General features: G+C 68.6%; 15 protein-coding genes, 1 tRNA gene and 2 pseudogenes. 9 read left to right on the forward strand and 9 right to left on the reverse strand.

Annotation, left to right across the window (positions count from 1 at the left end):
- Positions 1-78 precede the first annotated feature (78 nt).
- The 7 genes from ABD256_RS21955 to ABD256_RS21985 all read left to right on the forward strand — a co-directional run bounded on the left by ABD256_RS21955 (position 79) and on the right by ABD256_RS21985 (position 5,769).
- Entirely contained in the window at positions 79-255 is a 177-nt protein-coding gene (locus tag ABD256_RS21955; protein WP_344421768.1) for a DUF6307 family protein, read from the forward strand.
- Positions 252-689 carry a DUF6292 family protein gene (locus ABD256_RS21960; protein WP_344421771.1) on the forward strand — a complete coding sequence of 146 codons (438 nt, stop codon included), beginning with the start codon at positions 252-254 and terminating at the stop codon, positions 687-689. Before ABD256_RS21955 ends, ABD256_RS21960 begins: the two co-directional genes overlap by 4 nt.
- 44 nt (positions 690-733) lie before the next feature.
- Positions 734-1,375: an aminodeoxychorismate/anthranilate synthase component II gene (locus ABD256_RS21965; protein ID WP_344421774.1), complete on the forward strand. Its 642-nt coding sequence runs from the start codon at positions 734-736 to the stop codon at positions 1,373-1,375.
- A 184-nt stretch (positions 1,376-1,559) separates the two neighbouring features.
- A complete protein-coding gene (locus tag ABD256_RS21970) occupies positions 1,560-2,357 on the forward strand; it encodes a L,D-transpeptidase (RefSeq protein ID WP_344421777.1) in 798 nt (265 codons plus the stop codon).
- A 36-nt stretch (positions 2,358-2,393) separates the two neighbouring features.
- Positions 2,394-3,179 (forward strand): choice-of-anchor P family protein, encoded by a 786-nt coding sequence (locus ABD256_RS21975; RefSeq protein ID WP_344421780.1) that lies wholly within the window; start codon positions 2,394-2,396, stop codon positions 3,177-3,179.
- Positions 3,180-3,946: 767 nt separating this feature from the next.
- Entirely contained in the window at positions 3,947-4,309 is a 363-nt protein-coding gene (locus ABD256_RS21980) for an effector-associated constant component EACC1 (protein WP_344421783.1), read from the forward strand.
- Positions 4,306-5,769 carry a caspase, EACC1-associated type gene (locus tag ABD256_RS21985; protein WP_344421785.1) on the forward strand — a complete coding sequence of 488 codons (1,464 nt, stop codon included), beginning with the start codon at positions 4,306-4,308 and terminating at the stop codon, positions 5,767-5,769. The genes ABD256_RS21980 and ABD256_RS21985 overlap by 4 nt, the downstream gene beginning before the upstream one ends.
- On the opposite strand, the gene ABD256_RS21990 is transcribed toward ABD256_RS21985, so the two are convergent.
- Positions 5,741-5,857 (reverse strand): DUF397 domain-containing protein, encoded by a 117-nt coding sequence (locus ABD256_RS21990; RefSeq protein ID WP_344421788.1) that lies wholly within the window; start codon positions 5,855-5,857, stop codon positions 5,741-5,743. The two genes, ABD256_RS21985 and ABD256_RS21990, sit on opposite strands and share 29 nt — an antisense overlap.
- Positions 5,858-5,985: 128 nt before the next feature.
- Positions 5,986-6,153 (reverse strand): annotated as a pseudogene (locus ABD256_RS44445) (Scr1 family TA system antitoxin-like transcriptional regulator); the annotation flags it as partial.
- 45 nt (positions 6,154-6,198) lie between these two features.
- Between ABD256_RS44445 and ABD256_RS21995 the strand changes: the two are divergent.
- Positions 6,199-6,348, forward strand: a complete 150-nt coding sequence (locus ABD256_RS21995) for a hypothetical protein (protein WP_344421790.1) — start codon at positions 6,199-6,201, stop codon at positions 6,346-6,348.
- Between the two features lie 71 nt (positions 6,349-6,419).
- On the opposite strand, the gene pknB is transcribed toward ABD256_RS21995, so the two are convergent.
- From pknB to ABD256_RS22030, 7 genes and pseudogenes are all read right to left on the reverse strand, one after another.
- Entirely contained in the window at positions 6,420-8,420 is a 2,001-nt protein-coding gene (gene pknB / locus ABD256_RS22000) for a Stk1 family PASTA domain-containing Ser/Thr kinase (protein ID WP_344421793.1), read from the reverse strand.
- Positions 8,417-9,753 (reverse strand): annotated as a pseudogene (locus tag ABD256_RS22005) (serine/threonine-protein kinase). The gene pknB and the pseudogene ABD256_RS22005 overlap by 4 nt, the downstream one beginning before the upstream one ends.
- Before the next feature lie 3 nt (positions 9,754-9,756).
- Positions 9,757-11,217 (reverse strand): peptidoglycan D,D-transpeptidase FtsI family protein, encoded by a 1,461-nt coding sequence (locus ABD256_RS22010; RefSeq protein ID WP_344421799.1) that lies wholly within the window; start codon positions 11,215-11,217, stop codon positions 9,757-9,759.
- On the reverse strand, positions 11,214-12,686 hold the full coding sequence (locus ABD256_RS22015; protein WP_344421802.1) for an FtsW/RodA/SpoVE family cell cycle protein: 1,473 nt from the start codon (positions 12,684-12,686) through the stop codon (positions 11,214-11,216). The genes ABD256_RS22010 and ABD256_RS22015 overlap by 4 nt, the downstream gene beginning before the upstream one ends.
- Complete coding sequence (locus ABD256_RS22020; protein ID WP_344421805.1) at positions 12,686-14,035, reverse strand: PP2C family protein-serine/threonine phosphatase; 1,350 nt, start codon at positions 14,033-14,035, stop codon at positions 12,686-12,688. Before ABD256_RS22020 ends, ABD256_RS22015 begins: the two co-directional genes overlap by 1 nt.
- Positions 14,032-14,505 carry an FHA domain-containing protein FhaB/FipA gene (locus tag ABD256_RS22025; RefSeq protein ID WP_344421808.1) on the reverse strand — a complete coding sequence of 158 codons (474 nt, stop codon included), beginning with the start codon at positions 14,503-14,505 and terminating at the stop codon, positions 14,032-14,034. The genes ABD256_RS22020 and ABD256_RS22025 overlap by 4 nt, the downstream gene beginning before the upstream one ends.
- A gap of 139 nt (positions 14,506-14,644) precedes the next feature.
- Positions 14,645-15,856, reverse strand: coding sequence for an FHA domain-containing protein (locus ABD256_RS22030; protein ID WP_344421811.1), 1,212 nt, complete (start codon positions 15,854-15,856; stop codon positions 14,645-14,647).
- A 126-nt stretch (positions 15,857-15,982) separates the two neighbouring features.
- Between ABD256_RS22030 and ABD256_RS22035 the strand changes: the two genes are divergently transcribed.
- Positions 15,983-16,065, forward strand: a tRNA-Leu gene (locus ABD256_RS22035).
- Positions 16,066-16,068 lie beyond the last annotated feature (3 nt).

Below are 16,068 nucleotides of genomic sequence, written 5' to 3' on the forward strand. Positions count from 1 at the left end.
CGCACACGGACGGTCAAGTCCGCGTCGTCCCCGGCGATCCCCCCGGTTGGAGTTCCCGCCGGAGACAGGAGCACCGACATGAAGTCGGCTCTAGCCAAGGAAACCAGCACCGCGTTCGTGTCCCGCTACGACAAGCGGGTCCTGCTCGTCAAGGACGTCGTCGGCGCCCACACGAAGCTCGGTGACAAGGCCGCCGCCGAACTCGCCACCCAGATCGTGCGCACCCTGGACACGGTGCCCGAAAACGTCCATTGAGACTTCCCGCCGGTCAGGACAGCACCGCCGCGCTCCGGCCAGGGCTCGCGGGGTACCTGCGCGCCGTGGCGGTCGCGGTCGGTGTGCCCTCCGACGGCACGAGCTACGAGATCAGCGACACCGCGACCGCGTACCTGGCGCTGGCCAGGCGCTGGCCGCGGCGGCCCGGTCATGACCTGATGCTGGAGTGGGGTGAGCGCACCGGCTGGGCGCTCGCGGTGGAGACCGCGCCCGCCGAGACCGCCGAGGTGCTCGCCTACCTCGGCGGCGGCGACGTCGTCCCGCCTCCCGAGGAGGTGGCGCGGTTCGTCACGGCCGTGATCGCGGGTGCCGAGTTCACCCGTGACCGCCCCGCCTTCGACCACCACGACCGGCACGCGCTCGCCGGACGGCTGGCGCACTATGCCGCTCGTTCGCGGCTGAGAATCCTCTGACCAGCCAAAATCGGAGAACGCTTCGCACGCACTAGACTGCGGGCATGCGCGTTCTCGTGGTCGACAACTACGACTCCTTCGTCTACAACCTCGTGCAGTACCTGGCGCAGCTCGGCGCCGGCTGCACGGTGTGGCGCAACGACGTCGTCGACCTGGAGAAGGTGCCGGACTTCGACGGCGTGCTCGTCTCGCCGGGGCCGAGCACCCCCGAGCGCGCGGGCAAGAGCATCGACGTGGTCAAGGTGTGCGCCGAATCCGGCACCCCGATGCTCGGCGTGTGCCTCGGCCACCAGGCGATGGGCGTCGCGTTCGGTGCGACCGTGGACCGCGCCCCCGAACTGCTGCACGGCAAGACGAGCCTGGTGCACCATTCCGACGCCGGTGTGTTCCACGGCCTGCCGAGCCCGCTCACCGCGACCAGGTACCACTCGCTGACCGTGCTGCCGGAGACCATTCCGGACGCCTTCGAGGTCACCGCGCGCACCGAGTCCGGCATCGTGATGGGCATGCGGCACCGCGAGCACCCGTTGGAGGGTGTGCAGTTCCACCCCGAGTCGGTGCTCACCCAGTACGGCCACCGCATGCTGTCGAACTGGATGTCCGGCGCCGGCAACGCGGTCGAGAAGTCCATTGTGGACGCTCTCGAACGCGAGACCACGGCGTTGCAGCAGGCCTCCGCCGGTTAGCACCCGCATGAGCCCCGCCGCGGGCCGGCTTTATCACCGGCTATCACGCCGGTGATATGTTTTTCCCGTTACCGGCCCCGGTTTACGGCGTTTTCCGGTACTGCTACGCTCGCCGCGCACTGCTTGATCAAGCCATATTTTTCTGTGCCTAGTGGTTGAATTCTCCTGCTCAGGATCGGGATGTATGGAAACTTGTGATGTCATAAACCCCCGTGCGCGCAGGCGTAACCGGGCGAAGATCTACGGCATCGTCGCCGTGGTCGTGCTCGCGGTTTCGGGCTGTGGCGGCGAGGAAACCGCCGAACCGGCCAAGCTGAGTCAGGAAGATCTGACGATGCTGCCGGAGGCGACCACCTTCGCCGCGCTGCCCGATGCGGCCAAGGACGCCGGCTCGGCCGCGACCGCGAAGGTCATCCACCCGAAGGCCGATCTGGTCGTGTACCAGAGCGTCGGCGGCAAGGCGATCGCGAAGCTGCCCACGAACCAGGTCGGCTCGCCGACCTGGGCGCCGGTGCTCTCCGAACAGGGCCCGTGGGCCGAGGTTCTGTTGCCCACCAGGCCGAACCAGGCCAGCGGGTGGGTGCGCGCCGATCCGTCCGAAGTGGAATCAGCCGAGAACGACTACCGCATCGACGTGGACACGGCAGCGTTCTCGCTCGAACTGACGAAGTCCGGCAAGGCGCTCGGCAAGTGGAAGATCGGCACCGGGAAGCCCGAGTTCCCGACCCCGAAGGGGCGCGCGTTCCTGCTGGCCTCGATCGAGGAAACGGTGAACAAGTACAGCCCGATCGTGCTGCCGCTGAGCGTGCATTCCGAATCGCACGAAACCTTCGGCGGCGGTCCCGGCACGGTCGGCATCCACACCTGGCCGAACGACAGTTTCGTCGGCAAGGCGAACAGCGACGGCTGTATCCGCGTGCCGAAGGAAGCGCTGGACGCTTTGGTCAAGGTGCCGCTCGGCACCATTGTCAACATCACCTGAATCACGGTCCCCCCAACAAAGACAAGAGGTAGTCCGTTGTTCTCCAGAAAAAAGCTCGCCGGTGCGATCACGCTCGGCGTCGCCGCGGTCGCGGTGGCCGCGCCCTCGGTCGCCGGCGCCACCGAGTTCACCAAGAGCTCCGCGTTCGCCCTGTCGGCCACCGGCTTGCTGAAGATCGACCCGGTGCCGCACGCCAACGGCGCGTCCGGGTTCGACCAGAAGTCGCTCGCCGAGTTCTCCCTGCCAGGTAAGCTCGTCAAGCTGAACGCGCTCAACGCGCAGGCCGGCGGGAACAAGGCGGCGGCCAGCATCAAGGACGTCAGCGTCAGCCTGGACGCGATCTTCGGCGGCGGCGGGAAGCCGCTGGTCTCCGCGTCGGCGCTGGAAGCGCACTGCAAGGCCGGTGAAGGCGCGGCCTCGCTGGCGAAGGCGAACATCGGCGGCATCAAGCTCGACGTCGCCGCGGCCCCGAACACGAAGGTCGGCATCGACGGCCTCGCGTCGGTCACGGTGAACAAGCAGGTCAAGCACAAGGACGGCAGTTTCACCGTCACCGCGCTGTCGGTCAGCGTCGACGGCATCCAGACGCTGGACCTCGCCTCGGCCACCTGCGCGGGCGGCGGCGAGGGTGACGGCGGCACGCCGCCGACCACCGAGCCGACGAAGCCCGGCAAGCCGAGCACCCCCGGCAAGCCGAGCACCACGAAGCCGAGCACGCCGACCACCTCGACCGGTTCCCACACGCCCGGCGACAAGCCGACCGCCGACGGCAAGGCCCCGACCCCGACCCCGGCGAAGGCCCACCTCGACGTCACCGGCTGATCTTTCCTTCCTCGCGGGGCCGCCTCCACCGCGGGGAGGCGGCCCCGCTCTTTTGCTGCTCCTCATCGCTGGCTCGCTGACTTGTCGGCTCGTTGGCTCGTTGGCTCGCTGACTCGTTGGCTCGTTGGCTTGGCGGGTCGGGCGGTCGGCGGCGTGCTGGCTTGGCGAGTCGGCGGAGTTGCGCGATGCCCCGAAGGGGCCCTTCGGGGACTTGAACGCCTCAAACTCGGCCTTCGCGCTGTATCTGCGGGGCCTCGCATGCCCCGAAGGGCGCCTTCGGGGCGTGTGAGTCCCCGAAGGGCGCCTTCGGGGCATAGGCAAGCCCCGGGCTGCCTGCCCGCGAGGGTGGGAAAGTGGCGTCAGAGTCCCTGAAGGACGCCTTCGGGGAATTGAACGCCTCAGATGTTCCCTTCGCGTGCTCGGCGTCAGTGTGCAGCGTGCCGCACGCCCTGAAGGCCGCCGTCGGGGAACTGAGCGCCCTGAACCCGGCCCTCGTGAACCGCGAACACCCCTGATCCCCGGCTTGGATCGAACGAAGTATCCCTTTCGTTCGCCAGGGGACCCCCGAATTCAACAATACCCTGGTGCGCCGACAGTTTCGGGGTGTGCGAGTTGCCGGGCGGGTGCGGGGTCCGGCGGGGCAATCGCTGGTCCGATCAGGGCAGGGGGCGATTCACGACAATGGTGCTAATGGTGGTGGTTGTTTGCTGGATCATTCTTATCCCGTCCTTAGCCGGTGGTCGAATCGGCGAGTATCGTCGCTCTGCGTGATTGAAGAGAGCGGCATGATCGATTTCGTTGCAGCGGACGAGGATATTCGGTCGCTCGCCCGTTGGCTCCGCGACGAGGACGGGTTGACCGGGAGGGTCGGCTTCACCGAGTCGGCGCCCCGTGACGGCGAGATGGGCGGCACGATCGAGGCGCTGTCGGTGATTCTGGGCAGCGGGGTCGCCAAGCAGGCCGTCACCTCGTTCTTCGAATGGTTGAAGCATCGCCGTACCGCCGACCAGGTGAAAATCCTCGTGAAACGGCCGGGGAGAACTGATCATCTCGAGCTGGAATGCGGCTCGGCCACCGAGGCAGACGCGGTCCTGCTCTCCGTCGAACGATTCCTCAACGGCACGGAATGACCGCGCCCGCGTTGCCGATCCGGGAGCTTTCCCGCGCGGTGCTGATCGGCGCCGGTGCTTTCCAGCACGCGGAACCGCTGCCGCCGCTGCCCGCGGTCAATCGCAACATCGCCGATCTCGCCGACGCGCTGACCAACGCGGAAACCGGAGTGCTCGACCCCGATCACTGCACCACGGTGTACACGCCGGATTCCCCGCGCAGTCTGCTCGGCCAGCTCCGGCCCGTCACCAGGCAGGCCGAGGACCTGCTCATCGTGTACTACGCCGGGCACGGCCTGCGCGACCTGAACCGCGACACCCTCTACCTCGCGGTCCGCGAAACCGATCCCGAGGAACTCGACGGCACGGCGGTGCCCTACGAGTCGGTGCGCGAGATCGTCGCGGCCAGCTCGGCTCGCACCAAGCTGCTGATCCTGGACTGCTGCTATTCGGGCATGGCGATCGGCCGGATGTCGAGCGCCGGCGTCGAGTCCGACGAGGTCGCGGTGCGGGGAACGTCGGTGATCACGTCGTCGCCTCGCAACAGGAAATCGCTGTCGCCGCCAGGGGAACGGCATACCGCGTTCACCGCGGAAGTGCTGTCGCTGCTCAAGAACGGCCCGCGGATCCCCGGCCGCCAGCTCGACGCCGCCGAGCTGTTCCGCTCGGTCACGGCCGCGATGACCCGCCGGGAGCTGCCGGAACCGAAGATGTCCACAGTGGACACCGCGAGCATGGTCGTGCTCCGCCGCGCGGTCAGCGCGCCCGCTGGTACCGCCATGCCCGTGAAACCGGAGGAGCCCCTCCAGCGGAAAGCGGAGGGCCCCTCCGTGCCAGTTCAATCGGAGGCTCCCATCCAATCGGAGCTGCCCTCCGTTTCATCGAAGCTGGAGGGGGCCTCCGCTCCGCCGAAGTCGGACGATGCCTCCGCTCCGCCGCGACCGGAGGGCGCCTCCGTTCCGCCGAAGACGGAGGGGGCCTCCGGTGAAGTTGGGGCGGAAGGGGGCCAGCACCGGCGGGCCAGATATGTGCCGCCGGTACTGACCTGGGTGTTGTGGGTGGTGTTCGCGATCTCGGCGGCGTTCGGGGCAGGCGGTTTGGCCGGTGGGATCTTCGTGCAGACGAGAGATCTCGCGACCGGTGCCGCGACGCTCGTCGTCGCGGCCGGGTGCGGATGGGGCATCCGGCGGAGGCTGCGCCAGTCGCGCGACCGAAATTCGCGTGCGGCGAGCCTGACCGAGTCCTATCCCGCGCTCGGAGTCGTGGTCCGGCGAGTGAGCACGCCGCTGCTGGCGTTCATCGCGCCCCTGTGCGTGGCGATCGCGATCACGGCGGTAGTCACCCCGGTGTCGAGCACCGGCCAGCTGAGCAGCGTGACCCTGACCGTCGACGTGATCGTCATGATGCTGGAGATCGCCGCCGGCTGCGCATGGGTGCTGTACCGGCGGCGGATCAGCGGAGGCGGGTCAGCAGGGCGGTGAAGGCGGCGGGCGAGAGCTGGAGGTGGCCACCCGCCCGGTCCTTGGTGTCGCGCACCCCGACCGCCTGCTCGGCGCGCGCAACCTCCACGCAGTCCCCACCGTTGCCACCGCTGTGAGAGCTGGTGAACCACGCAGAGTTGGAGAAGGTCGGGGCAGCCTAGCGAGGAACCTCCGGGACTCTTCAGGATCCAGTGCGGCATCTCGCAGACGGCTTAAGACGACGCTGTACTTGGTGAACTCGATGGCTTGCTTCAGGTACGTCGCCCCGAACAGGTCTTCGAGATACACGATGGGCAGGTTCTGTTCCTTCAGGCGGAAGAGCTGAAAGGCCGACGCCATGGTGATGCGACCTGGCACGGTGAAAGGCAGAACCTGGATGGTCACGTTGGGTCGCTTCGACGAAGCGACAAGATTTGTAGCTGCGCACGCATGATTTGCTCACTGGGCATGGAGTTCCCCGACGGCGACGGCACGATCTTCCGCTTCCTCGGCAGCTCCGGCATCCACAGCTCGGAAAGCCCCGAGCGCGTGTTCAAGCTGCAGCAGGTGATCGCCGATGTCGACTTCACCTGGCTCTAGAAGCCCCCGGAGAAAACAGCGGTGCCCCGCGGCCGTGAAGCTCCGCGGGGCACCAGTGCCGAGCGTCCGGGCTACTGCCCGTTGCTGTTGGGGAATCCGGGCAGCCCCGTCGGCTTGCTCGGGCTCGTGCTGCCGTTGCTGTCGTACTTGCCGACGACCAGGGTGATGGGCTGGTTCTTGCTGACCTTCGTGCCCGAGCCGGGAGTCTGGTCGAGCACCTGGTCGTCCTGGCTCTGGTCCGAAACAGCCTTTTCCTGCATGGAAACCTGGCCGGTGAAGCCCTGGCTTCGCAGGGTCGCGCTGGCCTGGTCGAAGCTCTGCCCCTTCAGGCTCGGCATGTCGACCTGAGCCAGCGAACCGTCGGAGACATCGATCTCCACCTGGCTGTTCTTCGGCTGCTGACCGCTGTTCGGCCGCTGGTCGACGACGATGTCCTTGTCCTTGTCGCTGGCCACCGTGTTGACCTTGACCTTGAACCCGGCGTTCTGCAGCGTCTTCTTCGCCTGGCTGACCGACGAGCCGCGCGTGTCCGGCACCGCGCTCATCGCCGGTGTCTTGCCGATGGTGATCTGGACCGCGGTGCCCGCGTCGACGGAGGTGCCGCTCGCCCGGCTCTGGTCGAGGACCCGGCCGTACTGGCTCGTGTTGTCGGTTTCCTGCTCCTTGACGTTCGGGTCGAGCTTCAGCCCGGCCTGCGTCAGCAGCGTGGTCGCCTCGGCCTGGGTCTTGCCGTTCAGGTCCGGCACGTTCACCTTGCCCGGCGGCCTGCCCACCTTCAGCACGACCTTGTCGGTCGTCTTGACCTGCGCGCCGGTGTCCGGCGTGGTGCTGATGACCTTGTTGACGTCGTCCGGCCCGCAGGGCGCGGCGCTGCCGTCGTTCGTGGCCTGGCAGATCACCGGTTCCGACGAGATGTTGGTCTGCGGCACGCCCTGGTCGGTCAGCGAGGAAATCGCCTTCTGCTCCAGTTGTCCCTTGAGCGAAGGCATCGCGAAGGTCTTCGTGTCACTGCCCAGCGAGCTGAGCAGCCAGATCAGCAGGCCGACGACGACGATCCCGAGCACGGCCAGCAGGACCGCGATCTTCGTGCGGCGCTTGCGCTTCTCGCGTGCTTCCGCTTCGGGATCGTCGTAGTCGTCGTACTCCTCGTACCCGGACGGCGCGGCCTGGCGGCGGCCGTCCATGAGCTGGGTGCGCTCGTCGTCGGCCATCACCATCGGCGCCGACGGACGCTGACCGGACAGCGTGCGCACCAGGTCGGAACGCATCTCCGCGGCCGACTGGTACCGGTTCGCGGGGCCCTTCGCGAGCGCCTTCAGCACCACGGCGTCCAGCTCCGGCGACACCGCGGGGTTCACGCTCGACGGGGCCTGCGGGTCCTCCCGCACGTGCTGGTAGGCGACCGCGACCGGCGAGTCACCGGTGAACGGGGGCTCGCCGGTGACGAGTTCGTACAGCACGCATCCCGCCGCGTAGACGTCACTGCGGGCGTCCACGCTCTCCCCGCGCGCCTGCTCGGGCGAGAGGTACTGGGCGGTGCCGATCACCGCGGCGGTCTGGGTCATCGCGGACTGGCCGTCGTGCAGCGCGCGCGCGATGCCGAAGTCCATCACCTTGACCGCGCCGTTCTTGGTGATCATCACGTTCGCGGGCTTGACGTCCCGGTGGATGATCCCGTGGCGGTGCGAGAAGTCCAGCGCCGCGGAGACGTCGGCCATGACCTCCATGGCCCGCTTCTGCGGCATCGGGCCCTCGGTCTTCACGATGTCGCGCAGCGTCCTGCCGTCGACGAACTCCATCACGATGTAGGGCAGCGGGCCGTTCTCCGTCTGCGCCTCACCGGTGTCGTACACGGCGACGATCGCGGGGTGGTTCAGGGCGGCCGCGTTCTGGGCCTCACGCCGGAACCGTTCCTGGAACTGCGGATCGCGGGCGAGGTCCGCGCGCAGGATCTTCACCGCGACCTCGCGCCCGAGCCGGACGTCGTGGCCGTGATGGACCTCGGACATGCCTCCGTAGCCGAGCGTGTCGCCCAGCTCGTAGCGGTTCGAGAGCAGTCTCGGTGTGCTCATCGGTGGGTGCCGTTCCATTCCGTCCAAGGTGTGCCCATCATGCCCTGTAAGCCGTTGTCTCTGGTGAAGGCGGTCCACTTTCGGGTGAGCGTGTTTCCTCACCCGGCCGGGTGAGGCCGGACGACGGTGTCCGCACTCCCGGCTCCTGGCCGCCTTCGTTCGGTTCCGGTGCCCTTCCCGCCGTGGTGCCGGGGTCCATCGGACCCGGGGTGGGGGTGCCGCCCGACTTCGCGAACACCGGGATCAGCAACACCGCCGCCACGATCAGTGCCACCAGTACCACGGCGAGTACCACCCACAAGGCGGTGTGGGTCCGTTTTCGTGGCGGGACCGGTAGCGACGCCGGACCGGGCACCATCCCGCCCGACGGCGGGTGCGCGACCACCGGCTGCGGCACCGGGTGCATCGCGGGCCGTGACGCCGGGCCCACCGGTGCGCCGAGCTGCGGCTGCGGGTAGGCCGCGTTCACCACGCTCAACGGCAACGGCAGTGGATGCCCCGCGCGCACCGCCGCGACGGCGCGCGCGAATTCGCCCCCACTGTTGTATCGCTGACGGGGGTCCTTCGTCATCGTCGCTTCGATCACCGCGCGCGCACCCGGCGGCACGTCCGGCGGCAGCGGCGGCGGCACGTCCCTGATGTGCATCATCGCCACCGTCACCGCGTTCTCCGACAGGAACGGCCGGTGCCCGGTGAGGCACTCCCACCCGCACACCGCCAGCGAATAGACGTCGCTCGCGGGCTCCGCGTCGTGCCCGAGTGCCTGCTCCGGCGCGATGTAGTGCGCGGTGCCCATCACCATGCCCGACCGCGTCACCGGTGCCGCGTCCGCCGCCTTCGCGATCCCGAAGTCGGTGAGCTTCACGGTGATCTGGCCGCCCTGCCCCGCCACCACGAGTATGTTGCCCGGTTTCACGTCGCGATGCACGAGCCCGCGCTCGTGCGCCGCCTGCAGCGCGTTGCCCGCCTGCTCCAGGATCTCCAGCGTGCGGTCCGCGGTGATCCGGCCTTCCCTGGCCAGGATGCCCGCCAGCGGGTCCCCTTCGACCAGTTCCATCACCAGGTAGGCGATCGACAGCTCGTCCGCGACGGTCTCGCCGTAGTCGTGCACGGCGGCGATGTTCGGGTGGTTCAGCGAAGCCGTGGTGCGCGCCTCCGTGCGGAAGCGGTGCAGGAACTCGGCGTCCCCGGACAGCTCCGCCTTCAGCACCTTCACCGCCACGGTGCGGTCCAGCCGGGTGTCGTTGGCCTGCCAGACCTCACCCATTCCGCCGACGGCGATCCGGCTGGTCAGCCGGTACCGCTCGGCGAGCAACTGGCCCGTGGACAGCATCCGCTACCCACCCCCGACGACGGCGTTCATCGCCGCGCGGCCGATCTCGGCGGCCACCGAGCCACCGGTCGCCTCCAGGCCGGCGTTACCGCCGTTCTCCACCAGCACCGCCACCGCGATCTGCGGGTCGTTCGCCGGGGCGAACCCGGTGTACCACGCGTCGGGCGGGGTGGTCTTCGAGTTCACACCGTGCTCCGCGGTACCGGTCTTCGAGGCGATCTGCACGTCGGGGCGCTTGCCGCCGCCCTTCGTGAAGCTCTCCGACCCCAGCATCATGTCCTTGAGGATGCTGGCGTTCGCCGACGACAGCGCGGGCGTGCCGGTGAGCTGCTTCGGCGTGTACGTCTCGATATCGGACAGGTCCGGCGCCAGGATCTTCTTGATGAGCTGCGGCTGCATGGCCATCCCGCCGTTCGCGACCGTCGCCGAGAGCAGGCAGTCCTGCAGCGGGGTGAGCCGGACGTTGAGCTGGCCGATGCCGCTCTGGAACAGCGCCGGCTGCGAGTCGAGCTGGCCGACCGTGGACGGCGCCACCCGCATCGGCAGCGTGATGTCCTGCCCGATGCCGAAGTTCACCGCCGCCTTGGTCAGCTTGTCCTTGCCGAGCTGGCCGGCGAACTCCGCGAACGGCACGTTGCACGAATGCGCCAGCGCGTCCTTGAACGTGCCGCCAGCGCACGGGGTGCCGTTGTAGTTCTCCAGCTTGACGTTGGTGGTGGGCAGGGTCGTGTTCGACGCCGTGTTGATCGGGGTGTCCGGCCCCTTGCCGTCCTCGAGCGCGGCCGCGGCCGTCACCAGCTTGAACGTCGAACCGGGAGGGTAGATCTCCTGGGTCGCGCGGTTCAGCATCGGCTTCTGCTTGTTGTCGTAGCTTTCCCAGGCGGACTTCTGCGTCTTGGTGTCGTGCGCGGCGAGCGGGTTCGGGTCGTACGACGGGGTCGACACCATCGCCAGGATTTCGCCGGTCTTCGGGTTCATCGCGACGACCGAGCCCGCGTAGCCGCGCTGCATCATCAGGTCGTAGGCGGCCTTCTGCACCTTCGAGTTGATGGTGAGCTGCACGTTGCCGCCCCGCGGGTCGCGGCCGGTGATCAGGTCGGAGAGCCTGCGCACGAACAGCCGCGGGTCCGAGCCGTTGAGGATCTCGTCCTCGGCGCGCTCGAGCCCGCCCGCGCCGTAGTTGATCGAGTAGTACCCGGTCGTCGGCGCGAACAGCGGGCCAGCGGTGTAGGTGCGCGCGAAGCGGTACTTGTCGTTCGACGGCGCCGTGGTCGCCAGCAGGTTGCCGTCGGCGTCGGTGATGTTGCCGCGCTGGCGCGAGTACTCGTCGTAGAGGACGCGCGAGTTCCTGCTGTCGGCGCGGTACTCGTCGGCCTTGAACATCTGGATGTAGGTGGCGTTGACGAGCAGCAGGACGATCATCACGATCATCGTGATGCCGACCTTGCGCATCGGGGTGTTCACTGCTGGCCTCCCATGTCCGGCGGGCGCTGCACCATCACGGTGTGCGCCTCCGCGATCGGCGCCTGCTGCGGAACCGGTGGCTTCGGCCTCGTCGCGGGGCGGCGCGCCGCGTCCGAGATGCGCAGCAGCAGCGCCACCAGGATGTAGTTCGCCAGCAGGGAAGAACCGCCGTAGGACAGGAACGGCGTGGTGATACCGGTCATCGGGATCAGCTTCGTGACCCCGCCGACGATCACGAACAACTGCATGATCAACGCGAAGGACAGGCCGCAGCCGAGCAGCTTGCCGAAGGTGTCCCGCACCGCGAGCGCGCTGCGCATCCCGCGCAGCGCCAGGATCAGGTACATCATCAGCACCGCGGCGAGCCCGATGAACCCGAGCTCCTCGCCGATGCCCGCGGTGATGAAGTCGGTGTTGGCCTCCGCCACGATCTCCGGCCTGCCCGCGCCGAGGCCGGTGCCCGCGATACCGCCGGTGCCGAGCCCGAACAGCGTCTGGACGATCTGGTACCCGTCGCCGTACGCGTCCGCGAAGGGGTCGACCCAGTTCTGCACCCGGGTCTGCACGTGGGTGAACAGGTTGTAGGCGACCACGGCGCCACCCGCGAACAGCGTGAGACCGAGCACCACCCAGATGGCCCGTTCGGTGGCCACGTACACCAGCACCAGCACGAGGCCGAAGAACAGCAGCGCGCTGCCGAGGTCCTTTTCGAAGACCAGCACGCCGAGGCAGGCGGCGGCGGCGATCAGCAGCGGGCCGAGGTCGCGGCCGCGCGGCAGCTCGATCCCGGCGATCTTCTTGCCCGCGGTCATGAAGATGTCGCGTTTGGACACCAGGAACGCGGCGAAGAAGATGATCAGCAGGATCTTCGCGAACTCACCGGGCTGGATCCCGGTGATACCGGGGATCCTGATCCACACCTTCGCGCCGTGGACCTCCGACAGCGACGAGGGCAGCAGCGCGGGCAGCGCCAGCGCCGCGATGCCGATCAGGCCCGCGGTGTAGGAGTACCGCGTCAGCGTGCGGTGGTCGGACACCACGACCAGCACGATCACGAACAACACCAGCGACAGCAACGTGAACAGGAGCTGCTTGCCGATGTAGGGCGTGAAGTCCTTGCCGTCCTCCGCCGCCTTGGCCGCGTAGGCGAGGTCGAGCCGGTGGATCATCACCAGGCCGAGCCCGTTGAGCAGCGCCACCAAGGGCAGGATCAGCGGATCCGCGTAGGGCGCCCACCGGCGCACCGCGAGATGCGCTCCGGCGAACAGGGCGAGGTAGGCGAGCCCCAGCCAGATGATCGACGAGGTGAGTTCCTGCTCCTGGTTCGCCTCGACCAGCACCAGCGCCATCGTGACGATGAACGCCGCGAACCCGAGCATGAGCAGCTCGGTGCCGCGCCTGGTCGGGACCTCGCGTGGCGGATTCGTCTGGTACTGGCCTGCCAAGGGGTCCGAAACGGGCTGCCCCATCAGTGACCGCCGCCGGTGCCGGGCGTCGTCTGGAGGCAGTCCACCCCCGCCTGCCCACCTTGCGCGCCGGTGCTCGGCACGGCCGGGGTGCTCGGTTGGGGCGTCCCGCCGGGCGCGGGGGTCTTCGTCGCGCAGTTGTTCTTGCGCAGCCCGGTGATGTAGTCGCGGGCCTGGTCGAGGTTCTCGCGCGGGATGCCGTTGCGCACGGCGTTCTGCGCGCCCTGCTGGAGCTGGTTCAGCATCAGCGGCTTGCACAGCGACCCGTTCGGCACGCACGACCCTTCCGCCTGCTGGTGCAGGTCGAGGCCGAGGATGCTGCCCTGCACGCCCCGGTAGATCACGACTTCTTCGCTCGGGCCGACGCCGACGTAGTACTGGCTCAGCACGAAGTACCGCGTGGTGATCGCGGCCGCGGCCAGCACCACCAGCACCAGCACGATCCCGACCAGCCAGCGGATTCGCTTGCGCCGCTTGGCTTTCGGGTCCGGCTGCTCCTCGACCGCCTCCGGGCGCGGCTGCGGCGGCGGAGCCGTCAGCGCGCGCGCCCTCGCGGCGGGCGAATCGCCCTGCGGGGCGTAGTCGTCGCTGCCGTCACCGGCGGCGCCGCCGACGATCGGGGCGTCCTCGCCGTAGTCGACGTCGGCGACGTCGGCGACGATCACCGTCACGTTGTCGGTGCCGCCGCCGCGCAGCGCCAGCTCGATCATCCGGTCCGCGCACTCCTGCGGGGTGCCGTTCTGGATGGTCTCCGCGAGCGTGTCGTTGCTGACCATGTCGGACAGCCCGTCCGAGCAGATCAGGTACCGGTCACCGGCGCGGGCTTCGCGCACGGTGAGGCTCGGTTCGACCTCGTGCCCGGTCAGCGCCTTCAGCAGCAGCGAGCGCTGCGGATGCGTCGCGGCCTCTTCCTCGGTGATCCGGCCCTGGTCGAGCAGTTCGTTCACGAAGCTGTCGTCCCGGGTGATCTGGGAGAACTGGCCGTTGCGGGACATGTACGCCCGCGAGTCGCCGACGTGCACCAAACCGAGGCGGGGCCCCGAAAACAGCACCGCCGTCAGCGTCGTCCCCATGCCGTCGAGATCGGGATCGTTCGCCACCAGTTCGGCGATCGCGCCGTTCCCGTGCGCCACCGCGTCCCGCAACTGCGAGAGCAGGTCGTCACCGGGTTCGTCGTCGTCCAGCGGGGCCAGCGACGCGATCATCACCTTGCTGGCCACCTCGCCCGCGGCATGGCCGCCCATGCCGTCGGCGAGCGCCAGCAGCCGAGGACCCGCGTATACCGAGTCCTCGTTGCCAGAACGCACCAGGCCGCGGTCGCTGCGGGCCGCGTAGCGAAGGACGAGTGTCATGGGCGGAGCTCGATCACCGTCTTGCCGATCCGGATGGGGACCCCGAGCGGAACTCGGAGGGGTTGAGTGACCTTAGCCCGGTCCAGGTAGGTCCCGTTCGTCGAGCCCAGGTCTTCCACGTACCAGTCCCCACCGCGCAGCGAAAGGCGAGCGTGCCTCGTCGACGCGTAGTCGTCGTCGAGGACCAGCGTCGAATCGTCGGCCCTGCCGATCATGATCGGCCGCTCGTCGAGCGTGATCCTCGTGCCGGCCAGCGCGCCGTGGGTCACGATCATCTGCCTCGCCGACTTGCCGCCGCCGGGGCCTCGCTGCTGCTTCTTTTCCTTGTTCCGGCGCAAGCCGGGGACCGCGACCCGGAGGCCGGACGCGGCGTAGAGGTCCGAGCGCACCACCCGCAACGCGGCCAGCACGAACAGCCAGAGCAGGATCAGAAATCCCACCCTGGTCAGTTGGACGACCAGCTCTGGCACCGGTTGTGTCAGCTCCCGCCTGTGCGCGCACCCGCCCCGCGACGCGTTTCGCCGCAGGTTCCCGCACGGGAATTATGCGGGACGGAAAAACTCGCGCGCGCGGCGGCTGTCGGTCTTAGGCCAAACGCGTGATCGTCGCTCAGCCCTGGGTGCGGAAGACCAGCGACGAATGCCCGACCCTGATCACGTCACCGTCGGCGAGCTGCCAGGTCTGCACCGGCGTGCCGTTGACCGTGGTGCCGTTCGTCGAGCCGATGTCCGCGAGCGTCGCGCTCTGGCCGTCCCAGGTGATCTCCAGGTGCCTGCGGGAGACCCCGGTGTCCGGGAGGCGGAAGTCCGCGTCCTGGCCGCGGCCGACCACGTTGCCGCCCTGCTTCAGCGAGTAGCTGCGGTTCGACCCGTCGTCGAGCTGCAGCGTCGCCGCGAGCTGGCGGTTGGCGGCGGGCGGCTGGAAACCGGGCTGCTGCTGCGCGTACGGGTCCGGCGCCGCGGGGGGCGCGTACCCGCCGGGCTGCTGGTAGCCCTGGTCGTAACCCGGCTGCTGATAGCCCTGGTCGTACCCGCCGGGCTGCTGGTAGCCCTGGTCATAGCCGGGCTGGCCGCCGGGCTGCTGGTAGCCCTGGTCGTAACCCGGCTGCTGGTAACCCTGGTCGTACCCGCCGGGCTGCTGGTAGCCCTGGTCGTAACCGGGCTGGCCGCCGGGCTGCTGGTAGCCCTGGTCGTAGCCACCCTGCTGGCCGCCGTACTGGTCATACCCTGGCTGCTGGCCGCCGTACTGGTCGTAGCCGGGCTGCTGGCCGCCCTGCTGGTAGCCCTGGTCGTAACCGGGCTGACCCTGTCCGTAGCCGTACTGGCCCTGCTGGCCGTACGGGTCGCCCTGGTCATATTGGCCGTAGCCGGGGGACTGGCTCATTGCTCGGTCTCCTGCGTCGCTGGGTGGTGCTGATCGTCCGTTCCTCCCGGCGTCATGCGCGCTGACGTCGGGATCGACGGACGAGCGGGTCTTGAACTGTCCAGTATGCAGCGCCTCGTTGCGCTCGAGCGAAACTACGACGTCACCATAGGTGTCCCAACCGTGCTCGGCGAGGTGCTCCGCCACCGCTCCGGCGAGCACCCGGGTGACGCGCTGTTCGTCACCGGCCATCCGGTCGTGATCAGCCTGCCCCAACGACACGATGTAGTGGTTCGGGGCGAGCTGACGGCCGCCGGCCAGCTCACGAACATTGTCCTCGCTCTCCCGCTCCAACGCCTGCGCCACTTCCTGAGTGACGACGTTGCCACCGAACATCCGGGCGAAGGTGTTACCCACCAGGTGCTCAAGGCGCCTGTCGAAGCGCTCAACGCGGCCCACGGGGTCACACTCCTCCTTACTCGCCTGCTCGACACCGATCCTATCTGGGTGCGGACCGTTCGACAGCGGGGTCCGTGAAACCCGTTCGAGCGGCCTGATAGTCTTCTCTGGCTGTCGCAGTTGCTCGGGCGAGTGGCGGAATGGCAGACGCGCACGGTTCAGGTCCGTGTGTCCGAAAGGACGTGAGGGTTCAACTCCCTCCTCGCCCACCG

The sequence above is a fragment of the Amycolatopsis minnesotensis genome (assembly GCF_039529815.1).
Taxonomy (GTDB): domain Bacteria; phylum Actinomycetota; class Actinomycetes; order Mycobacteriales; family Pseudonocardiaceae; genus Amycolatopsis; species Amycolatopsis minnesotensis.